The sequence below is a fragment of the Bacteroidota bacterium genome (assembly GCA_016711505.1).
Lineage (GTDB): Bacteria > Bacteroidota > Bacteroidia > AKYH767-A > 2013-40CM-41-45 > JADKIH01.
In genome coordinates this window covers 118,444-141,060 of sequence record JADJSV010000004.1, presented here as the reverse complement: position 1 = coordinate 141,060, position 22,617 = coordinate 118,444, and the positions used below count along the sequence as shown (strand labels likewise).

Below are 22,617 nucleotides of genomic sequence, written 5' to 3'. Positions count from 1 at the left end.
ATCCAGAAAATCCCTAAATCACTAAAATCCCGGTTCTGACTTTTTTAGGAGCAGGTACTTTTTGAATTCTCCATAATCAGCCTGCATCAGATGTGCGACTTTAGTTTTGTTACGGAGTTTTTCGAGTGCTTCCGGAATTTCGATCTTTAGCTTAAGTGCCTTCTCTACGCTGTCACTGAATTTGGCAGGATGCGCAGTCTCCAGAATTACGCCGATACTATCAGGATTTTCTTTCTGATATTCTAACCAGCCTAAATACGCCACAGCTCCATGCGGATCTAAAATGTAACCGGTTTTCTCGAAGACATCATTCATGACTGCTTTAGTCTGGTCATCAGTAAAGCTGTAACCATTGATCGCACTTTTTATATCTGTCCAGCTGTTGCCAAACAGTTCAATCATGCGAGGGAAATTACTTGGGTTACCGACATCCATTGCATTTGAAATGGTCGGAGCACTGGCACGTGGAGTGAACTCACCTTTACTCAAGTATTGCGGAACTACGTCATTGATATTCGTTGCAGCAACAAAATGTTCAACGGGTAATCCCATTTTTCTTGCGATCAATCCGGCAGTCAGGTTTCCAAAATTTCCGCTTGGTACAACAAAGACAACATTTTCTTTCGAAGGTAATTTTCTGAATGCTTCAAAGTAATAAACTGTTTGAGGAATGAGTCTGGCGATGTTAATACTGTTTGCTGAAGCCAATCTATAAACTTCATTCAACTCAGGATCAAGAAAGGCTTGTTTCACTAACCGCTGACAATCGTCAAAGGTTCCTTTTACTTCGATTGCATGAATATTTTTTCCGTAGGTAGTCAATTGCTTTTCCTGCAGCTCGCTTACTCCGCCTGACGGATAAAGAATATAAACTTCAATCCCATCGACATTATAAAAACCATCTGCTACTGCCCCACCGGTATCACCCGATGTTGCAACAAGGATCGTTAAAGGAGTAGTATGTTTACGATTGAGATAAGACATTATCCTCGACATAAATCTTGCGCCAAAATCTTTGAAAGCTAATGTCGGTCCATGAAACAATTCACAGACATATGTATCTTTCTGAACATTGACAACATTCACAGGAAAATTAAATGCTTCATCACAGATCTTCTTCAGAATATCATCAGGGATATCATCACCTAACAGAGTTTTAGCAATTTCATATCCGATTGAAGCAACATTTTCATTCTTCAGATTCAACAGAAATTCAGGACGTAGTTGTCTGATCTTCTCAGGCATGAACAGTCCGTTGTCAGGAGGCAAACTAAGCAATACTGCTTCTTCCAGACTGTATGAAGTAATTTTATTTTTGGTAGAAAAATATTTCACGATTATGAATTATGATTTCAATTTAACGACACCTTTTGTATTGACAGCAGAAATGTATGCCGTGCTTTTGATCTTATACTTTTTGAACTGATAATTCATTGCATAAGCAACTTCTTCAGCTTCCTTTTTACCTTCAGCCATAGCAAAAACTGAAGGTCCGGAACCACTTATACTGCAAGCGACAGCTCCGGCAAACATTGCAGCACTTTTCACATCCTCAAAATGTGGTATCAATGCTGTACGATATGGTTCAGCGACATGATCGACCACTGAACGTGCGATCAGATCAAAATCATTTGTAAAAAGACCTGCGGTGAATGCAGCAGTGTTAGCCCATTGTGAAATTCCTGTAGACATATCTATCTTACGGGGAAGAACAGCTCTGGAATCTTTAGTCAACACTTCTACTTCAGGATGAACGACAACCAGCATTAATTTTTTCGGCACAGGAAGTGAAATAATATCGAGTGGTTGGTATGAACGAATGAGAACAATACCGCCCATCATTGATGGCGCAACATTATCAGCATGAGCAGAGCCACAAGCAATCCGTTCACCTTCCATTGCAAATGGAACAAGTTCGCGACGGGAATAAGGTTTGCCTAATAATTCATTTGCAGCAAATACTCCTGCGACAGAACTTGCAGCACTTGAACCCAGTCCGCTACCTAATGGCATTTTCTTTTTGATATAAACATCAAATCCCTGATCAATATGAAGATCATCAATCAGAGCCTGGATCGAAACTGCAGCAGTATTTTTGGAAGCATCAAGTGATAATTTTCCGCCATCGCCTGTGATTTTTCTGATCCGGATTTCTTTCGTTCTATTGAATTCAACACGAACTTCGTCGCCCGGAGAATCGATAGCAAGTCCCATAACATCGAAACCACAAGCGAGATTCGCAACTGTAGCAGGTGCAAAAACACTGATACTATTTTCTAACTTCTTTGCCATACCTCTATTCAAAATATTTACTGATACTGATGATCTCTGCGAAAACACCGGCAGCAGTAACTTCTGCTCCTGCTCCGGGACCTTTTACTACCAATGGCCGGTCGGTATATCTGTCTGTTGTGAATGAAATAATATTATCGCTTCCTGATAAATTATAAAACGGGTGACTTGAATCTACATCCTGCAGACTGATCTTAGCTTTACCTTTATCAAGACTGGCAATGAAACGCAAAACTTTATTATTCTTTGCTGCTTTTGCACGCATTGCTTCGAAGAGATGATTGTTCTTTTTCAGTTCCACAAAGAATGCCGGAACAGACGGAGCTTTCAGACACGATGCCGGTAAAATTCCTTCGATCTGAATATCTTTCAATTCGATCTTCATACCAGTTTCACGGGCAAGGATAAGCAATTTTCTTGCAACATCCTTTCCACTCAGATCAACACGCGGATCAGGTTCTGTAAATCCTTTTTCCTGTGCCTGCTTAACTATATCGCTGAAGGCTGTTCCTTCATTGAAATTATTAAATATAAAAGACAATGTACCACTTAAAACTGCTTCAATCCTGCGGATCTCATCTCCGCTATTCAGAAGATCAGTCAAGGTATTGATGACAGGTAATCCTGCACCAACATTCGTTTCATAGAGAAAACGTACGTTTCTTTTCTTGGCGATCGAACGAAGGTTCAGATAATTTTTATAGGAATCACTGTTTGCAATTTTATTCGGAGTAACGATAGAAATACTGTTCTCCATTATCTCTGCATAGTGTTTTACCACTACTTCATTGGATGTACAGTCAACAAAAATTGATTGAGGTAAATTCATGCTGATCATTGCCTGAACAAACTGAACCATATCAGCAGGTTCACCTTTATCGAGATTTTCTGTATAGCGTGAAAGGGAAATTCCATCGCTATCGAAGATCATTTTTCGCGAATTAGAAATTCCGACTATTGAGATCTCGAGTGAACGTGATGATTTCAGATAATCTTTGTGTTTGGCGATCTGATTCATCAATGTTTTCCCGATAAGTCCGGTACCGACAAGAAAAACTGAAAGTGTTTTTACATCCGACAAGAAAAATGCCTGATGTAATGAATTCAAAGCTTTATCGAGATCATGTCTGTGAATGACAGTAGAAATATTTAATTCCGAAGAGCCCTGAGCAGTAGCAACAACGCTGATACCATTTTTTCCCAGCGCCTGGAATAATCGTCCTGAAACTCCCGGAGTATTTCTCATATTCTCCCCTATGACAGCGATGATAGAGAGATTATTCTCCACCTTAGGTTTCTGGATCATTCGGGCGCGGATCTCAAGATGAAATGATTCTTCAATTGCCTGTTGTGCTTTGATTGAATCTTCCGGCTTCACAGCGAAACTTATTGTATGCTCGGATGAACCTTGAGTGATCATGATCACATTCACTTTTGCTTGTGAGAGCGAATTAAAAAGTCGTGCAGAAATACCTGCAACACCTACCATGCCACTTCCCTGCATTGTAAGCAAAGAAATATTATCGATCGAAGAAATTCCTTTGATGAGGAATTCCGGATCAGACGATTCAGTAGAAATAAAAGTTCCGGGATGCTGAGGTTTGAATGTGTTTTTTATAAGCAATGGAATTTTTTTATCCAATGCCGGTTGTATCGTAGGCGGATGAATGACTTTCGCTCCGAAATGCGACATTTCCATTGCTTCTTCATAGGTCATTGAGGCAATTGAGAAAGCTTTCTTCACTTTTCTCGGATCAGCAGTCATAACACCATCTACATCTGTCCAGATCTGAATTTCCTTTGCATCCAGTGCAGCACCAAAAATTGCAGCCGTATAATCAGAACCTCCTCTTCCAAGAGTCGTCATTTCATTTTTTGCTGTAGAAGAAACAAAACCTGTTATTACTTCTATGCTTTTCGATTTCTTGAAATACTCTCTGATGTTTCTGTTAGTGACATTGAAATCAACCCGTGCAGAACCGAAATTTTCATCGGTGCGGATAACAGTACGGGCATCTAAAAACGATGCGCCCATCTTCTGAGATTTGAAATAATGTGCAATGATATTTGCCGATAAGACTTCGCCATGTCCACTGAGAAAATCAAGTGTGCGTGAAGAAAGTTCTCTGACCAGATAAACTCCATGCAGAATATCATGTAGTTCCGCAAATGTGCTTTCAAGAAAATCATGTAAAGATTTATCGCGATGCAAACCAAGTTCACGAACAGTTTTTACATGTCGTTCCCTGATCTCTCTGAATACAGAAATATATTCGGGATCTTGTTTAGCAGCAAGGCGACTCATTCTGATCAATTCATCGGTAACACCGCCAAATGCAGAAACTACTACTCCGACTTTTTTGTGCTTTCTTTTGAGGTCATTTACAATTGATGCAAGACCTTCAATACGTTGCGCAGTAGCGACAGATGTGCCGCCAAATTTTATTACTATCATAGATGTGAAAATAATTCCACATACATACGAAGTGCGCTATCAAAATGTTATTAAATCAACACTTATACAACCAGTTATTTATCAATTCTTTACCCCATTCTGTAAGAATTGACTCGGGATGGAACTGGACTCCTTTTATAAGCTGATTTTCATGTGATAATCCCATAATTTCTCCATGAATATCAAGGGCAGTAACCACAAGTGATGCCGGCAAAGTGTCCGAATCTACACACCATGAATGATACCTTCCTGTTTTAAAAGTGGTTGGCAAGCCATCAAACAGAGGTTCGTTTTTATCGACAACTTTCGTTGCAATAGCAACACCATGATGAACAGCAGGTAAGTTGTAGAGTTTGCCACCAAAAGCTACTGCAATCGCCTGCATTCCCAGACAAATTCCCAGCATTTTTTTATCAGAAGAATATCTTCTTATAATTTCAATCATTTTACCGGCTTCTTCTGGCAAGCCAGGTCCGGGTGAAAAAACGATCCTGTCAAATTGTTTAACATCCTCTACTTCGATCTCATCATTTCTTTTTACAACAACATCAGATTCAAAATCGTTCAGATAATGAAAAAGATTGTAAGTAAACGAATCATAGTTATCGAGTAGTAAAATTTTCAAGCTCCGGAGATTACTTTACTGCTATCACAGAAATTTCAACATTCACATTTTTCGGAAGTCCTGCTACTTCAACAGTTTCACGTGCAGGGAAATTATCTGTGAAGTAATTTGCGTATACATCATTGACTGCAGAAAAATTATTCATGTCGCTCAGGAAAATCGTTGTCTTGACAACATCACTGAAAGAATAACCGGCTTCTTTCAAGATAGCAGAAATATTTTCCAGTACCTGAGTAGCTTCTCTTAAAATATTCAACATGACCAGAGTTCCATCGGCAGGATTTATTGCAATCTGTCCGGAAACATAAAGAGTATTGTTGACCTCAACCGCCTGGTTATATGGACCTATTGGTGCGGGAGCATTTGATGTTTTGATAATTCTTTTCATAAACTTTTTGTTTCCTGAAATTCTTTTCCTAACCACGATTTAAAGAATCGTTGTTGTTCCTGACCAGCATTAATATTTTTTACAATACTATATTTTGGATAATATTCTTCAGAGTTACCTTCAATTGCAATATCCTTAAGTCGTTTCATAGGAGTAAGAACTGTTATCACAATTGTTTCACCACGACTTAAAAAAAGTAGTTCCTGCAAATTATCTTCCACTTTCTTTCATTCACAGCAACGATCTCATCATCCTTACCCAATCCTGCAGTAAATGCAGGTGAATCAGGATAAACAGCAGTAACTTTTGTGATCCGGCTATCAGCAGAAATTTTAAAACCAAAATATCTTTCACTTTCTTCTTCTGAAGGGATCTGATGCAAAAGTAATCCGGCATAATTCAGAGTCTCCTGAAGGATCTCGGTATCATCCTCCGTTCCATAGACAAAATCGATAAAGAAATCTGCAAGTGAAACTCCTGCGCAATGACTAACCAGAGAAATATAATCGTGGTCAGTATATCCGCGCATTTTTTTTCCGAAGTCATTATACAGGTTGACCATAACGGTATCGAGCGATGCCTTATGATCAGTATTTTTCCGGATCAGAAGATCAGTCATCATTGCAGTCAAACTTCCTTCATCATAAATTGAAGTCTTTCTTCCCGGAACACCGGGAACATATCCGTCGAGCCACGTATCGAAGCTGCTATCAGCCACTGCCATGTTAAGTCTTCCCGGATTATCAAAATGCTTTTGCAATCTCAAATTTACTTCTACAAAATACTGATCAATTGTATAAACATCAGCACGAGCCAGGATCTGATCACCATAATATGTTGTTACTCCTTCGTAAACATATCCAAGTCTTGAATAATTTTCCTTAGTATAATCATAAGGCATCATTTCAATCGGGCGAATCGTTTTAATATTCCAAGCATGAAATAATTCATGTGATGCTACTCCGATGAAATCAGTATAAAGTGATTCATTCATCAATTGCGAACCGGGACCTAATGCCAGAACAGTTGAGCGAAGATGTTCTACACCGTGGTAAAACCGGTTAGGGAGAATCTGTACAAGGAAAATATAATCTTCTACAGGAAAACTTCCCATGATCTCAATTTGCTTTTCAGAAAATGCTTTGAAGTCAGCCAGAATTCTTGGCCAATCCGGTTGAGTATCTCCCTGAATAGCTATGGAGAAATTTATTCCTGAAGCTTCATATGATTTTACCTGCAAGGTTGAACTTGCTATAAAAGGACTATCTACAAGTTCATCATAATCTTCAGCGAGCAAAATTCTTTCACCTGATTTCTGCAATGAAGTTGCTATTCTGTAATTAGCAGGAAGAGACAATTCAACAATACATTCTTCATGGATCCGGTCATGAATAAAAAGAAAACAATGAACAGGATTTATATAGATCTGTTCGTCGTCGACCCAACAAGCGCCTGCATCTAACTGAGCACAATAATATTCGTACTTGACGATCAGTTCTTTTGCTCCATCAGTTGAAACACTCCAGGAATCTTTATTAAGTTTTCTGAAAGCCAGTGCTTCATTTTTTTTATTGACTGCCTTCCATTTTCTGATATTCTTTGCAAAGTTTGCAATTTCATATCGTCCGGGTCTCCAACTTGGTAATTGAAAAACTACTTCATCACCGTCAATATCTGAAACGTGCATTTCAATTTCGACAAAGTGAGAGATCGGATGAGCGGCGGATAATTTGTATAAAATGGCCATATGCAATTTTATAAATAATCTGCTTGCATTTTACGCATCCTCAGGTGAAGAATTCAACATTTTTTAACTGTGAACTTAAATAGAGGAATAGTATTCAATCTGCGCAAAATCTGCGAGTTCTGCGGGATCTGCGGGAAATAAATATTGTGTGTTTTTAATCCCGCAGATTCCGCAGAACTCGCAGATTTTGCGCAGATTTATTGCGGTAGATGCATGAGAAGAAATAAGATATTTTTCTTTCAAAAAAGTTCACTAAATGATTGGCTAAATTTGATCATAGCAAGCATTGATTTATATTATTACGAATCAATTACTTACAAGGAATTATCAATTAGAATAGTATATTTAACTTTAAGAAATGCGAAAAAGATCTCATTCTTAGAACGACTACAAATTCACAAAATTGTAATTACCTTCGCCCAAATTCTGAAAATTATGAATTACGATCTTATTGTATTGGGAAGTGGTCCCGGTGGTTATGTAGCAGCAATTCGGGCAGCACAGTTAGGAATGAAAACAGCCATTATAGAGAAATCTGAGCTTGGCGGAGTTTGTCTGAACTGGGGTTGTATACCTACGAAAGCTCTTTTAAAGAGTGCCCAGGTTTTTGAATATTTAATGCATGCACAGGACTACGGAATAAAAGTATCAGGAGCAGAAGCAGATTTTCCTGCAATGGTAAAACGCAGTCGTGGTGTAGCAGATGCAATGAGCAAGGGGTAACATTTTTACTGAAGAAAAATAAAGTTGACGTAATAGCCGGTTATGGCACATTGAAAGCTGGTCGTAAAGTTGAAGTGAAGGATAATGCCGGAAAACTTCAGACGTACGAAGCAAAGAATATTGTTATTGCAACAGGAGCTCGTTCACGTGAATTGCCTTCGTTAAAACAAGACGGAAAAAAAGTCATCGGTTACAGAGAAGCTATGTCACTTGAGAATCAACCAAAGTCAATGGTTGTAGTTGGTTCAGGTGCTATTGGAGTTGAGTTTGCATATTTTTATCATTCAATCGGAACGAAAGTAACGATCGTTGAATTCATGCCGAACATTGTTCCGGTAGAAGATGAAGATGTTTCAAAACAACTGGCACGTTCATTCAAAAAATCAGGTATAGAAATTATGCTTGAATCAACTGTTGAAAGTGTTGATACATCAGGCAAAGGATGTAGGGTAAAAGTAAAAAGTAAAAAAGGTGAAGAGATCTTAGAATGTGATGTTGTTCTTTCGGCAGTTGGCATTACATCTAATATTGAAAACATCGGACTTGAAGAAGTTGGAATTATTACTGATAAAGGTAAGGTCCTTGTGAATGAATGGTATCAGACAAATATGCCGGGATATTTTGCAATCGGTGATGTACTGAATACACCTGCACTTGCACACGTAGCATCTCATGAAGGAATAACATGTGTAGAGAAAATTGCAGGCATGCATGTTGAGCCGATAGATTATAAGAACATTCCCGGATGTACTTATTGTTCACCGGAAGTTGCATCTGTAGGGTATACAGAAAAGGCAGCTAAAGAAGCAGGATATGAGATCAAAGTAGGCAAGTTTCCTTTTTCAGCAAGTGGCAAAGCAAAAGCCGGCGGTAATTTCGACGGATTTGTAAAAGTTATCTTTGATGCCAAATATGGCGAATGGCTAGGTGCACACATGATCGGTGCCAATGTAACTGAACTCGTTGCCGAAGTAGTAGCAGCAAGAAAACTGGAAACAACAGGCCATGAAATAATTAAAACAGTCCACCCCCACCCGACAATGAGCGAAGCTATTATGGAAGCTGTGGCGGAGGCTTATGGGGAGTGTATACATCTTTAAGTTCAAGGCTGAAGGTTCAATGTTCAAAGTTCAAAGTTGGCTTCGTAGTCAACTACGAAGCCAACTTTGAACTTTGAACATTGAACTTCATAAGTCATGCCGGCACAACGCCATCCTTTATCAAATGATGCCTATAGTGTGTGAAAATTTTTGATTTGGAAACAAAGCCAATATATTTTCCTTTATCAGTGACCGGTAAATTCCACAAATTAGTTTGATCGAAGAGTTGGAGTACTTTTTCCATACTGTCGTGAATATCGATGATGGCAGCGGGAGTGATCATCAGATCTTTTAAATAAGTCTTATCGTACAATTCTTTTGAGAACATGACATGTCTGACATTGTCAAGAAGAATTTCTCCAACAAGTACATTTTCTTCATTGACAACCGGAAAAATATTTCGTTTTGAAATTTCTATTGCATGGATCAATTCTGCAAGCGTGTCGTTCTGGTTAACAGAAACAAAATCTGTTTCAAGATAATTTCGCAGAGCCATACGTGCAAGAACGAGTTTATCTTTATCGGTGCTGATGAGATCACCTTTTAAAGCAAGTTTTTTAGTGTATACAGAAAATGGTTCAAAATATTTCGACACTAAATATGATATTGAACTTACCACCATCAATGGAACAAACAATGCATATCCACCGGTAATTTCTGCAATAAGAAAAATTGCCGTCAGAGGAGAATGAATGATACCACTCATCATCGCAGCCATACCGATCACAGTAAAATTAACTTCATCGAGATGTGCAATACCAAGCAGATTTACAGTATGCGCAAAAGCAAATCCGCACATAGCACCTGTAAAAAGAGATGATCCAAACATACCGCCGTTCCCTCCTGCTCCAACGGTTAGTGAAGTTGCAACAACTTTCAGAAGCATCAATGCAACGGCGATCACAACCAAAGTCCATGCACCGGCATCAGGAATAAAAATACTGTCAGCTAATAATCCACCGGAATCTTTATGCAAGAGATCCAATACACTTCCATAACCTTCTCCATATAACGCCGGAAATAAAAATATAAGTCCGCCAAGAGCAAGTCCGCCAATAATTGCCTTCAGATAAACATTTTGTTTTCCATAAAAGAGATCACCAATAAAAAAATATATTCTGATCGCATAGACAGAAACGAATGCAGCAATAAATCCTAATAAAATATAATATCCTACATGATTCGAAGACCACGAACTCGTAATCAATACAAATGGCTGACCGGAATAGATCAGATGCGATAACAATGCAGAGCTGGCAGAAGCTATGATCAAAGGAACAATTACCGGAACCGGCATATTGACCAGCAAAATTTCAAAGGCAAAGATCACTCCGGCTATGGGAGCATTGAAGATGGCTGAGATCCCTGCAGCAGCGCCACATGCTAAGAGAAGAGTTCTTTCTTTTAAATTGAAACGAAGCCAGCGGGCAGTGTTACTGCCGATAGCAGAACCTGTAGCTGCAATTGGTGCTTCAAGTCCGGCAGAACCTCCAAAGCCAACAGTCAGAATACTACTCAGCATTTGCGAGTACAATTTATCCTTTTCAACAAAACTCGATTTCCTGGATATCGTATAAATTATGTTGGTCACTCCCCTGCCAAGTTCACCATTTCTGAATACTTGTGTATAGAAAACTGTAAGAAGAATTCCTACCGTCGGAAAAATGAAGAGCAACAAATGATACCCTTCCGAAATTGAAATCTGATGTACTGACTCCTGAATAAATGAAACTGCGTTTTTAAGGATCACCGCACAGATAGCTGTAAGTAATCCAATAACAACACTAGTCAGGATGAGAGATGTTCGTGTCCCAAAATATTTCTTACGCCAGAAGCCTAATTTTTTCACAACCATTTATGTAAAGATAAACATATATTTTATCGCTGCACAAATGGTAAAATTAAACGACTTCATGCCATAAAAAAAGGGAATGCCATTCAGCACTCCCTTTTTCAGAATCAAAAATTATATTTTATTGTACAATCAGTTTAATGATTGCCTTTTGATTTTCACTTTGTAATTCTACAAAATAAATTCCTGCAGAATAACCTTGCATTGAAAATTCATGTTTATATGCTCCTGAAGGAGAACTTAGAATTTCCCGGTTAACCAGTTTTCCATCAGACGAACTGATCTTCACAGATAATTTTTTGATAGAATTTTTATTTAATTCCAATACAAATTTATCATGAGTTGGATTCGGATAAACACTTAATGAATTACTTAATTCACTTTGTTCAATTCCAATAGAGAAATCAACATAAATAATATCATTGCCTGCACAACCATTAGAATCAATTGCAGTTACTTCATAGAAACTGGAATTAGTAACTGAAATTTGCTGCGTGGTTTCTGAAGTATTCCACAAGTAATTCAGAAATCCTGCTCCTGCATCCAGAGTTACAGTTTGTCCGCTTTGATAGAATAATGAATCAGGACCAAGATCAACAACCGGGAGGTCGTAGATCGTAGCATTCACTTGTTGAATTGCACTAGGACAATCACTACCAGCAATAACATAATAGGTCTGCGAAGCTGTAAGTACCGGCGTCACAAAAGTACTTCCTGTTGCAAGTAATGTTCCACCCGGAGCATCGTACCAGGAAATCAGATCAGTAGAAATTGCTTCCAATGTTAAACTTCCATCGCCGCAATTGCTGGCAGAATTCAATGTATTTATAACTGAATAAGGAGTAACAAGTGCATCCACCGGTATTCTGTTGCTTCTGCAAAGATCACCGGCTTCAACATAATATGTTGTAGTTGAAGAGATCGATGGTGACACAAAAGTACTTCCTGTAAGAAGGAGTGTTCCACCTGTAGGTGAGTCGTACCAGTATAATTGTTCAGTTGAAGTTGCATTAAGCGTCACAGTCCCTGATCCACAAACGAATGAACTTTGTGTTGTCGGATCAGATGGCACCGGATTGATATCAACATCGACAGCAACCGGATTACTGTTACAACCTAATCCTGCGATTGCATAGAAGGTTGTATTGACAGAAATTACCGGACTATAAATTGAGTCACCGATACCGATCAGATTACCACCACTTGGAGCATCATACCAATTGATCTGTGTTGATGCAGTTCCGATTAAGAGAGCTGAATCAGTTCCGCAAGCAAAAGCATCCGACACGATTGGATCTGCAGGAGGTGACGTAATGATAGCATACACCTGAACTCTCGGGCTGATTCACACATCACCCGTTGCAACATAATAAGGAGTTGAAACTGACAATGAAGGAGTAGTAAATGCAGGACCGGTAAATAATAAATTTCCACCTGAAGGAGTATCGTACCAGAAGATAGATTCAGAAGAAACAGCATTCAAGGTTATTGTACCTGTATTACATCTGGAAACATCTGACGTTGCAGGTGCTGCAGGGATCGGATTAATTACAGCTTGAACAGATATCCTGTTGCTTCTGCAATCGTTTCCTGTTTCAACATAATAGTTTGTAGAAACTGAAATTGAAGGCGTAGTGAATGAGTTTCCTGTTCCAAGTAAAACACCACCGGATGCAGTAGAATACCAATAGATCTGCTCAGGGGAAGTTGCGGTCAATGTTACTGTACCGGTACCACATCTGTTACCACTAACAGCAACAGGAACTGCAGGTATTGGATTTACAATTGCCTGAACTGAAACTCTCGCACTGTTACATCCTATTCCTGCATCAGCATAGAAAGTCGTTGTAACAGATATTGATGGTGTGTTGAATGATAAGCCTGTTCCCAAAGAAGATCCACCACTGGCTGATGAATACCAGTTAACCTGATCAGAACTTGTAGCAGTCAATACGACTGATCCTGTTCCGCAACGATCACCGTCTGTTAAGACAGGAACCGGAGGCGCAGATGTAATAATTGCATCAACAGCAACCCGGTTTGTTAAACAGACATCACCCGCTTCGACATAATATGTAGTTGTAGAAGTAAGTGAAGGAGTAGTAAACGTTGATCCGGTTCCAAGAGCTGTTCCGCCTGTTGAAGTGCTATACCATGTAAGTGGCCCATTAGAACTTGCTGTAAGAATAACAGTACCGGAATTACATCTTGAAACATCGGCAGCAACAGGAAGAGTTGGAACTGAATTTACAATTGCCTGAACAGGTACGCGGGGACTATTGCAACCAGATCCTGCATCAGCATAGAATGTTGTAGTTGTACCTATAGGAGGTGTTGTGAATGACAGACCCGTACCTAATACGGTTCCACCAGAAGCAGATGAATACCAATTTACGTTAACAGGTGATGATGCAGTTAAGACAACAGTTCCTGTACCACAACGCGACCCGTCTGTTAAGATCGGTTCAGCAGGTGGTGAGTTGATGATAGCATCAACAGAAGTTCTGGAGGAAACACAACCATTATCTGCTTCAACATAATAAGTTGTTGTAACAGAAATTGAAGGAGTAGTGAAAGATGATCCGGTAAATAAAACAGAACCACCACTTGAAGCTGAATACCATTTGATAGAGCCTGTTCCGGTAGCTGTAAGCGTAACAGTTCCTGTAGAACATCTTGCTACATCGTTAGCAACAGGAGCTGCAGGAGCTGAATTAATATTTGCTGTTACCGGTACTCTTGCACTATTACATCCTGTTCCGGCATCAGCATAGAAAATAGTTGTTACAGAAATTGAAGGAGTAGTAAATGAAGTTCCTGTACCTAATGCAGTACCACCGCTTGCATTTGCATACCAGTTGATCTGAGCTAAAGAAGTTGCTGATAGAACAACAGTACCCGGGCCACATCGGTTTCCATCCGTTACTGCCGGACTAGCAGGTGGATTTGTAATGATAGCATCAACGGCAACTCTGTTACTTCTGCATGAATTTCCTTGCTCAACATAATACGTCGTTGAAGTTGTTATTGAAGGTGTATTAAATGTATTTCCTGTGTGCAACAATGTTCCACCGGAAGAAGCACTGTACCAGTAAACTTGTTCTGTAGCAGTTGCAGTCAAAGTAACACTACCGGTTCCACAACGGGTAACATCACTGGCACTTGGCACAGAAGGTATCGGATCTATTGTTGCAGTGACCGGTACCCGGGGACTGTTACAGCCTGTACCTGCATCAGCATAATAGATAGTCGTAGAAGAAATACTTGGAGTTGTAAAAGTCGTTCCTGTAGCAACAGAGCTTCCGCCACTTGCAGAGGTATACCAGTTAATTTGTGTTGCTGAAGTAGCGGATAAATTTACAGTACCTGTTCCACATCGTGAACCGTCGGTTACAGAAGGGCTTGCAGGTTGGGTTGTAATAATTGCCTGAACAGCGATCCGGTTGCTTCGGCAGGAATTTCCTGTTTCAACATAGTAAGTTGTAGTTGACGTAATACTTGGAGTAGTGAATGACAAACCGGTAAACAAAAGAGTTCCACCGGAAGCAGCACTATACCAGAAACATTGTTCAGAAGAAGTTGCTACTAAGTTAACGGTACCTGCTCCACATCTGCTAACCGCAGGTGCTGAAGGTACTGCAGGAACAGAATTGATTATTGCATCAACAGCAGTTCTTGAACTTGCACAACCATTATTCGCTTCTGCATAATATGTAGTAGTCGATGAAATAGAAGGTGTATTAAACGTCAGACCTGTTCCAAGTTGAGTTCCTCCTGAAGAAGAACTATACCAGTTAACAGTAGTTGATGACGTTGCTGTAAGCGTAACTGATCCTGCGCCACATCTGCTGACATCACTTGCAGAAGGTGCTGAAGGAATTGAATTCACTATTGCCTGTACAGCTACTCTGCTGGATTGACAACTTCCTGCCCCTTGTTCAACATAATAAGTAGTTGTTGATGAAATTGAAGGAGTAGTATAACTTGCAGAAGATGCCAGAAGAGTTCCTCCTGTTGGAGCACTGTACCAGTTTATTGTTTGTGTTCCTACAGCGTTAAGCGTTACTGTTCCCGGACCACAACGTGAAACGTTAGCTGCAACCGGTGCAACCGGTGCTGAAGTAATTGTTGCTTCAACAGGTACACGAGGACTATTACAACCGCTTCCTGCTTCTGCATAATATGTTGTTGTAGTGCTTATGACAGGAGTTGTAAAAGTTGATCCTGTTCCTAAAGATGGACCACCGCTTGCATTTGCATACCAATTGATAACAGCTGGTGATGATGCAGTAAGAACAACAGTTCCGGAACCACAACGGGCACCATCCACTACACTTGGCGCAGCAGGCTGACTTGTGATCAATGCCTGCACAGGAATTCGTGTACTACGGCAAGAGTTTCCTGTTTCAACATAATAGGTTGTATTTGAAGAAAGCGAAGGTGTTGTATAACTAGCTCCCGTTGCTAATGGCGAACCACCGGATGCATTGGCATACCAATAGATCGTCTGAGAGGATGTTGCATTCAGAGTTACTGTTCCACTACCACAACGCGAAACATCGGATGCAGTTGGAGGAGCAGGAACCGTCTCAACGATAGCGTTCACCATTGTCCGGCTGCTCAAACAAGCTGTTCCGGCTTCTGCATAGTAAGGAGTAGTAACAGAAATTGATGGTGTCGTAAATGCATCACCGGTAGCAAGAAGATTACCTGCTACTGCTGCATCAAACCATGAAATTAATTCCGGAGAATTTGCAAGAAGATTTACTGTACCGGTGCCGCATCGTGAAACATCAGATGCTGCCGGTGGGGCTGGAACTGAAGAAACAATTGCCTGCACGGCAGTTCGGGAACTTCTGCAAGTATAACCTGCTTCGATATAATATGTTGTTGTAGTCGTAAGTACCGGAGTCGTAAAAGTTGTTCCTGTGTAAAGTAATGTTCCGCCGATACCGGATGAGAACCAATATACCTGTTCTGTTGATATTGCATTCAGATCAACTGTACCCGTTCCGCAAATCGTAACATTGGAAGCAGTTGGTGCAGGCGGGATTGGCGAAACTATTGCAATTACGCGAACTCTCGTACTTGCACAACCGCCGTTTGCTTCAACATAAAAAGTATCAGTCGCACTCATCGACGGTGTGGTCCAAGAAGCACCACTACCTACAGAAGAACCGCCGAATTCACTTGAATACCATAATAAAGGAGAAGAAGATGTAGCCGTCAGCGTTAAAGTTCCTGTTCCACAACGGGAAACATCGTTTGCAATCGGTTCATCGGTAGTATTAATCGTAACATGAACTTCTATACGTTGACTTGGGCAGTAATTTCCTGCTTCAACATAGAAGACAGTATCATGAGGAATTATATTCGTCACGAAAGAGCTTCCCGTTTCAAGAAGTGCTCCACCTGTAGGTGCATTGTACCAATGAATTGTTGCCGTATCAGATGCTGTTAAAGTTACAGCACCCGGACCACAACGGAAAACATCATTTACCAATGGCGTTGCAGCTTGCTGAGTGATAGTAGCTACTGCACTTACAAAACCACTTGGACAGTTTCTACTGCTGCGTGCATAATATGTAGTTGTAGAATTTAAAACCGGAGTTATAAAAGTTTCACCGGATCCCAGTTCTGTACCATTAGGAGCATCGTACCAGAAAATAGAATCAGACGCCGTAGCGGTCAGTGTCAATGAACTTGCACCACAAGATGATGCAGAAGTTGTAACAGGATTTGCAGTTGTTGTTACAACTGTTAATGTAAATGCAGGAGTCATAACAGAACAACTTCCGTCACTGACAGAGACGGTATAATTACCTGCCAGAGTTGCAATCAGACTATCAGCATTTGCACCCGGGATAGAAACGTTATTTCTTCTCCACTGATAAGTATATCCGGGAACATTAGTCACATTCAAGGTAGCGTTGTCACCAGTACATATAGTTGTGTTTCCTGAAATACTTACGGTCGAAGAAATTGAAGCGCTATATGCTCTTCCCGGAGAACCACCTAAACAACCCGGAAACCAATTTGACCCATCATTCAAACTTACAGTTCTGTTTACAAGTTCACAGGTATAACCACCACCATCAGCCTCATAAGGCCATGGCACATTATCCTGATATGTAAATGAAAGATGTAAGTTATCATCATACTTAAACAGCCGAACTTCATCGCCACCATTTGAAAAATTAAATCCTAATTGTCCGATCCAATTATTTACGTTAGGGAATTGTGAATCGAACTTTAATGAATCTTCTACTACTACCAGATAGCTATTAGCAGGAATCACTGTTCCTGTAGGGAAAACAAATACGTGATTTTCCTGACCATCTTTTAATTTCCAACCGGAAATATTTAAAGCAGTACTTCCGTAATTCCATAATTCGATCCAGTCACCGGAATTTGCTGCCGAGTCTGCATTGTAATTAAATTCACTGATCGTTACCTGCGGACTAGCAGCTGAACCTGTGAAGTAAGCAGTGATCACATCATTTGCAGTGAAGTTGTAAGTAACAGATTGATTGAAATTATTTGATGAAATAGTAACGTTTGATCTGAAATGATCAAAGGTATATCCCGGATTAGGAATTGCTGTAATCGTTACCGGATTTCCATTGAAATAAACTCCTGACCAAGGCAGACTTGTAGGTGTTATCGTACTGATCTCAATTCTTCCTGAGCCTGCAGGTGAGCACTGTAATGTCAATGTAACTTTTGCTGCTAAAGAAAATTGCGATTTTATATAATCACGTGCTTTATCAGGTCGTGCATTGATGAACGATTTCATGCTGTTAATATTCGACTGCCATGTGGAAGTATTACTACCCCATTTTGCAAAATGATTCACCATATCAAATGATGTTAAATCCTGAAAGTGATCTATTTCATCATTAAAATTCGATGGAAGATATGCTGTATTTATAAGATCAGCATACCGATTAATAAAATATCTTTTGAAAGTCGGATTATCAAGGATAGCATCAAACATTTCTGAACTATGAGAAAATGCAACCGGATTAATAGCCATCGATAAACGATTATCGTTCACACTGCCTTTTAAGCCACAACCATAATCTGTATCATACAATAAATATTTCCATTTACTTCCAGGAGCATTTGGTCGCCACAATTTAATATTGTTCGTCCACTCACCTATCCAGTCACCATTGTTATAATACGTTTCAGCGATAAAATAATCTGCGTAATTTTTCAGATCAAGCACACTATTAATATGATCATAATAGGCCTGACTGCTTGCATTCTGAGAAGTTGCATAATTATACATATCCCAGAAGCTAACATCACTTCCTTCTTTAACTTCTATTGTACTACCACCTTCTCTCAAAAGATCTATTTCATCTTTATCAAGTCCGTAATTAGTTTTGATCCAGTTATTATCATTATGCTCACGAATATTATAAACTCCCCAGTACGCACCATTCAGGAACATGATCGCAGGTTCAGAAGAAAGATAACCACTATAGGTATTCTTCATCACTCTCTCCATTAAACCATCGCGGAAATGAACAACATTCCAGTCCGTGCCTGCATTGTGAATTATTAATTTGTCAACCTTGTCAACATAAGGTTTGTCCGGCCAGAATGAATAATTGATCTCACTCGTACCATACCTGTCGCTTAATTTGATCTCAAAACTTTTCTGGTCTTTCGCTCTTGAATAATTTCCTGAAATTTCAATATCAGAATCAAATTTGACTATAGAGTTTTGATTTTTATCAAAGAATTCTACAGCAGCAGGCTTTGCCCAGTCTTGCCAGAAATTTGCTCCAAAGTATGGAGATGCAGATTCTGCATTCGGACCTTTTACATATATCCCGGTGTTGTAATCCCACAAATTCAGTGAGTCAGTTACAATTGAAAAAACAGGCAGATGTGTATCTTCATTTATCAGATAAGTATTTGTGATCGTCGGTCCGGGTAAATATCCGCTTAGGAAAACACGGGCTCGGATTGTCTTTGTACTGCTTACTTGAATTGCACTGGTATATAATCTGTCAGTAGTCTTAGGAACATTTCCGTTTGTTGTATAACGAATCGTAGATCCGGGAATAGTTGAAGTAAGAGTTATGTTCTGAGTTGAACTATAAAAGCCGCTAGGTCTATTAAAAATTACGGTACCTGCATAACCATTATAACATGTAGTTGAATTATTACTTGTTTCAGGTGTTGGAGTTGCCATCAAACAAAAATTAACTCCACCGTCAGGTTTTCTGCCATAAGAATGATCTATATCTACTGCCGGAAACGTAACTTGATTTGCAATTGATCCTCCCGGATTAAATAGTGTTACCGTTTCACCGGTCCTTGTCAATTTGAACTTTGCATTAAAAAATTCATTGTCAGGCGAGTTAAACCACGATGGAGGATTACTGAATGTCAAGCCTGTGCTCTTCATTCCAAAAAACAGATATGGCTCGGAAGACATGTCTGTTGAAGACGCTGAAACATCATGTGTTTCTACAGTGAAGACATTACTTCCCTGACGGATAATTGTTTTTAATAAAACGGGATCAATGAAAAAAGAATCGATTGGAAGGCCGCGATAGTTACGTGCTTCATTCGATGATAATGCGAGTGTATTCCAACTTGGTCGTGGCGACCCACTCAAATTTGACCGTGCAATTTCAACTCCATTCAGATAGGCTACAAATCCGTCGTCGTAATCCATCATCAGAATTGCTTTCAATATCTGTGAAGTATCGGGAATTGTAAATGTTTTACGCATCATTACCGAAACGGTAGCTGATATTGTTGTATTATCATCGCCATCACCGAAACCTATACCACCATTACCTGATGACCATGATCCATCGTTGAAGCTATTATTTCTCCAGTTGGTATCCAATGAAGCACTTCCTGATTTATACTTGAAGGAAGAAAGTCCATTCACTGCCATCTCATAATGATCAACGATAACATTGCTTGTTGAATCAGAAGCAAAAACTAGAACTCTTTTCCTGATCCAAGGCTGAATGATGGAAATGTAAAACGAAAAGGTTTTGTGATATCATCCGTCAATCCATAGCCTTGTAAATTCACGCTACTTCCTCCGGCATTATACAATTCAATCCAATCATCATAATCACCATTCGAATTTTGAATAGTGTTTACATTTGAAGGACAAATTTCATTGATTACAATTTGGGAGAATCCAGTCAGATTAAGCAATAAAAATAACAGGGCCGGTGCGACAGCCTTTTTCAAAAATGTGTTCATGTAAATTTTAGTAAATGTGTGGTTAAATATGATTTTGTTTGGTTTCAGGTTCGGATCAAATTTAATCACAAAAACTCATTTAGACTCCTAATTTTGGTAAATACTACAAATAAAATGGTGAATGAAAAATGGCTTGAAGTTATGAACAGCAGCGGGTTACAGAGATTTTTTTTGTATCTAAAGTATCTGCAAAATTTCAATAAAATCGCAATATCCCAGTAGAATCAAGGGGTTCAGAGCCTTTCTCATAGGCAAGATATTAACAATCAAATGTTAAGGTGAAAAGAAAAAAAAAGCGGCTCTCACAGGGGTATCAGGAAAATATTTTTCCAAAAACACTGCCGAAGGCCGCTAAAATCAGGTAGTTCGGGTCTTTAAAAATATTTATTGAACCTCCACCATTGTATATTTTCTCCCTTTATTTTGTTCCTTCAGCCAGCCCATTAGAGGTGAAAAATAATCAAGCATTGCACGTGCGCTTAAGTCTTCACCGGTTTTATCTTTCAGCAATTTTCTCCAGTCTTCGCTGCTACCGGGTTTCATAATTTCCTGTATGAATGCACCAACTTCCTTGTGTCCAAAATAATTTGTGTTGTGTGGATCCTGATGCAGAATATTTTTTGAAATATGATCATGGATCTGAAATAACAGAATGAAAGAAATTGCATAATCATAGTAACCTGCAGGATCATCATTGATGTGAGTCTTTGTTGCAGGATCACAATAATCTTCTGAACGATCTGTCGGCGGAACAATTCCCTGATACATTTTTGCTAATTCCCACCATCTTTTATTCCATTGATCAGGAGGTAAATTTTTAGAATAAAGATCATGTTCAAAGTTACTCATCGTTCCTGCACTCCATGGAATGAAAACAACATAATTCAATGCATCTTTAAGGAGTTGTTTTGTTTCATCGATCTTCGTTGTCGAATCAACTAACCCTAAACCTGCAGCAAATTGTTTTTGCATCGCTGCAAGTCCCATCATACTTCCCAGAGCTTCATGATATGCTCTGTTCGCTCCTTCACGAAGCAGTATAGGAACATCAGGATTACTGTAAGTTAAATAATAATAAATGTGTCCGTATTCATGATGAACAGTTTCATACCATTGAGAATTTGGAACAATTGACATCAAACAACGAACAGATTTTTCAAGATCCATATGCCATGCAGATGCATGTGTATTCTTTTTAAATCCGGCATCTTTTGCCACTGGATACAAACTTGATTTTTCCCAGAACACCGGTGGTAACTGAGGAAAGCCTAACGATACATAAAATTTCTCACCCTGTTTAGCTACCCATTCTGCATCTTTACTCTTCAACGAACTATCAAGATTCAATCCTTCTACAGTAACCATTTCACTCCAGTCTTGTCCCCAACGATTACTTAACCATTGAGCAGGAATAAAATCAGGAACTTCTTTTGCCTTATATTTTTTTGCAAGTTCATATCTCATGTAAGTGTGCAGCTCATTGAAAAGCGGATAAAGTTCTTTGTTGAATTTTTTCAACATTGCCATCATTTCATCCTTTGTCATTCCATAATCAGAAACCATGTAAGTGAAGTAATCAGGATAACCAAGTCCCTGAACTACTTTATTTCTCAAGCCGACCAGATTCATCAAGCCCGGTTTTAGTTCTTTACCAATTTCTTTGGAAGCTTCCCAGGCTTTTCGCCGGATTGTTGTATCCGTTGCATGTGATAAAAGTGAATCGATATCGTTTGGAGTAATTTCTTTTCCTTCCAGTTTAAACTTATATCCGTAAAGCTTTTCTGTTTGTGCAGTTCCGGCTTTGATCAATTCCTTTACTTCCTTATCAGCAGACTCAGGATTTCCAGCAGCCAGATAAAGAATCTTTTTCAGTTGTCGCACCTGAATTGGAAGTAATTCACTCTCCCATTTCATATAACTTTTCGCTTTCTCAACATTCTCATTACTGCCTGTATACTTTGCCATTGCCTGATCAGCCAGTCCGGAATTATAGGCATTCATTGTATCACCTTCCACAATGTGTGTATTGACCTGCCATTGTCCGGCAGCACTTGCAGTGTAAAGTTCCTGATACTTTTTGTTATAGGCGTCGAGGTATACCTGAACTTCTTTGATCCGTTCTTCCTTTCCACCACCACAAGCTGCAAGCAGGATCACTGATAAAAATGAAAGGAAGTATCGCATTCTGA

12 protein-coding genes and 1 pseudogene are annotated in these 22,617 nt (G+C 39.4%); 1 reads left to right on the top strand and 12 read right to left on the bottom strand.

Annotation, left to right across the window (positions count from 1 at the left end; genetic code table 11):
- Positions 1-21: 21 nt before the first annotated feature.
- The 7 genes from thrC to IPL24_08580 are packed head-to-tail and all read right to left on the bottom strand — an operon-like array spanning position 22 to position 7,507.
- Positions 22-1,335: a threonine synthase gene (gene thrC / locus IPL24_08610; GenBank protein ID MBK8363733.1), complete on the bottom strand. Its 1,314-nt coding sequence runs from the start codon at positions 1,333-1,335 to the stop codon at positions 22-24.
- Between the two features lie 9 nt (positions 1,336-1,344).
- Positions 1,345-2,292 (bottom strand): homoserine kinase, encoded by a 948-nt coding sequence (locus IPL24_08605; protein MBK8363732.1) that lies wholly within the window; start codon positions 2,290-2,292, stop codon positions 1,345-1,347.
- A gap of 4 nt (positions 2,293-2,296) precedes the next feature.
- Positions 2,297-4,747, bottom strand: coding sequence for a bifunctional aspartate kinase/homoserine dehydrogenase I (gene thrA, locus IPL24_08600; GenBank protein MBK8363731.1), 2,451 nt, complete (start codon positions 4,745-4,747; stop codon positions 2,297-2,299).
- 55 nt (positions 4,748-4,802) lie between these two features.
- Positions 4,803-5,372: an aminodeoxychorismate/anthranilate synthase component II gene (locus IPL24_08595; protein ID MBK8363730.1), complete on the bottom strand. Its 570-nt coding sequence runs from the start codon at positions 5,370-5,372 to the stop codon at positions 4,803-4,805.
- Positions 5,373-5,382: 10 nt separating this feature from the next.
- The gene (locus tag IPL24_08590) at positions 5,383-5,760 is read right to left on the bottom strand and encodes a RidA family protein (protein ID MBK8363729.1); all 378 of its coding nucleotides are present in this window, start codon (positions 5,758-5,760) and stop codon (positions 5,383-5,385) included.
- Positions 5,757-5,981, bottom strand: coding sequence for a hypothetical protein (locus IPL24_08585; GenBank protein ID MBK8363728.1), 225 nt, complete (start codon positions 5,979-5,981; stop codon positions 5,757-5,759). The genes IPL24_08590 and IPL24_08585 overlap by 4 nt, the downstream gene beginning before the upstream one ends.
- Positions 5,948-7,507: a M61 family metallopeptidase gene (locus tag IPL24_08580; GenBank protein ID MBK8363727.1), complete on the bottom strand. Its 1,560-nt coding sequence runs from the start codon at positions 7,505-7,507 to the stop codon at positions 5,948-5,950. Before IPL24_08580 ends, IPL24_08585 begins: the two co-directional genes overlap by 34 nt.
- Before the next feature lie 435 nt (positions 7,508-7,942).
- Here IPL24_08580 and lpdA point away from each other — a divergent pair.
- Positions 7,943-9,330: pseudogene (gene lpdA, locus IPL24_08575) on the top strand (dihydrolipoyl dehydrogenase).
- 94 nt (positions 9,331-9,424) lie between these two features.
- Here the strand turns inward: lpdA and IPL24_08570 are convergent.
- The 5 genes from IPL24_08570 to IPL24_08550 form a co-directional block, all read right to left on the bottom strand.
- Positions 9,425-11,179, bottom strand: coding sequence for a chloride channel protein (locus IPL24_08570; GenBank protein ID MBK8363726.1), 1,755 nt, complete (start codon positions 11,177-11,179; stop codon positions 9,425-9,427).
- Between the two features lie 124 nt (positions 11,180-11,303).
- On the bottom strand, positions 11,304-12,509 hold the full coding sequence (locus IPL24_08565) for a T9SS type A sorting domain-containing protein (protein ID MBK8363725.1): 1,206 nt from the start codon (positions 12,507-12,509) through the stop codon (positions 11,304-11,306).
- Between the two features lie 18 nt (positions 12,510-12,527).
- On the bottom strand, positions 12,528-20,102 hold the full coding sequence (locus IPL24_08560) for a CotH kinase family protein (protein ID MBK8363724.1): 7,575 nt from the start codon (positions 20,100-20,102) through the stop codon (positions 12,528-12,530).
- A gap of 53 nt (positions 20,103-20,155) precedes the next feature.
- Positions 20,156-20,428, bottom strand: a complete 273-nt coding sequence (locus IPL24_08555; GenBank protein ID MBK8363723.1) for a lamin tail domain-containing protein — start codon at positions 20,426-20,428, stop codon at positions 20,156-20,158.
- A 384-nt stretch (positions 20,429-20,812) separates the two neighbouring features.
- Positions 20,813-22,612 carry a M2 family metallopeptidase gene (locus tag IPL24_08550; protein ID MBK8363722.1) on the bottom strand — a complete coding sequence of 600 codons (1,800 nt, stop codon included), beginning with the start codon at positions 22,610-22,612 and terminating at the stop codon, positions 20,813-20,815.
- Between the last annotated feature and the right edge of the window lie 5 nt (positions 22,613-22,617).

Bases quoted from the DNA above. Each gene is read 5' to 3' on its own strand.
- IPL24_08605 (MBK8363732.1), bottom strand. From the start codon at position 2,292: ATGGCAAAGAAGTTAGAAAATAGTATCAGTGTTTTTGCACCTGCTACA.
- thrA (MBK8363731.1), bottom strand. From the start codon at position 4,747: ATGATAGTAATAAAATTTGGCGGCACATCTGTCGCTACTGCGCAACGT.
- IPL24_08590 (MBK8363729.1), bottom strand. From the start codon at position 5,760: ATGAAAAGAATTATCAAAACATCAAATGCTCCCGCACCAATAGGTCCA.
- IPL24_08580 (MBK8363727.1), bottom strand. From the start codon at position 7,507: ATGGCCATTTTATACAAATTATCCGCCGCTCATCCGATCTCTCACTTT.
- IPL24_08555 (MBK8363723.1), bottom strand. From the start codon at position 20,428: ATGAACACATTTTTGAAAAAGGCTGTCGCACCGGCCCTGTTATTTTTA.
- IPL24_08550 (MBK8363722.1), bottom strand. From the start codon at position 22,612: ATGCGATACTTCCTTTCATTTTTATCAGTGATCCTGCTTGCAGCTTGT.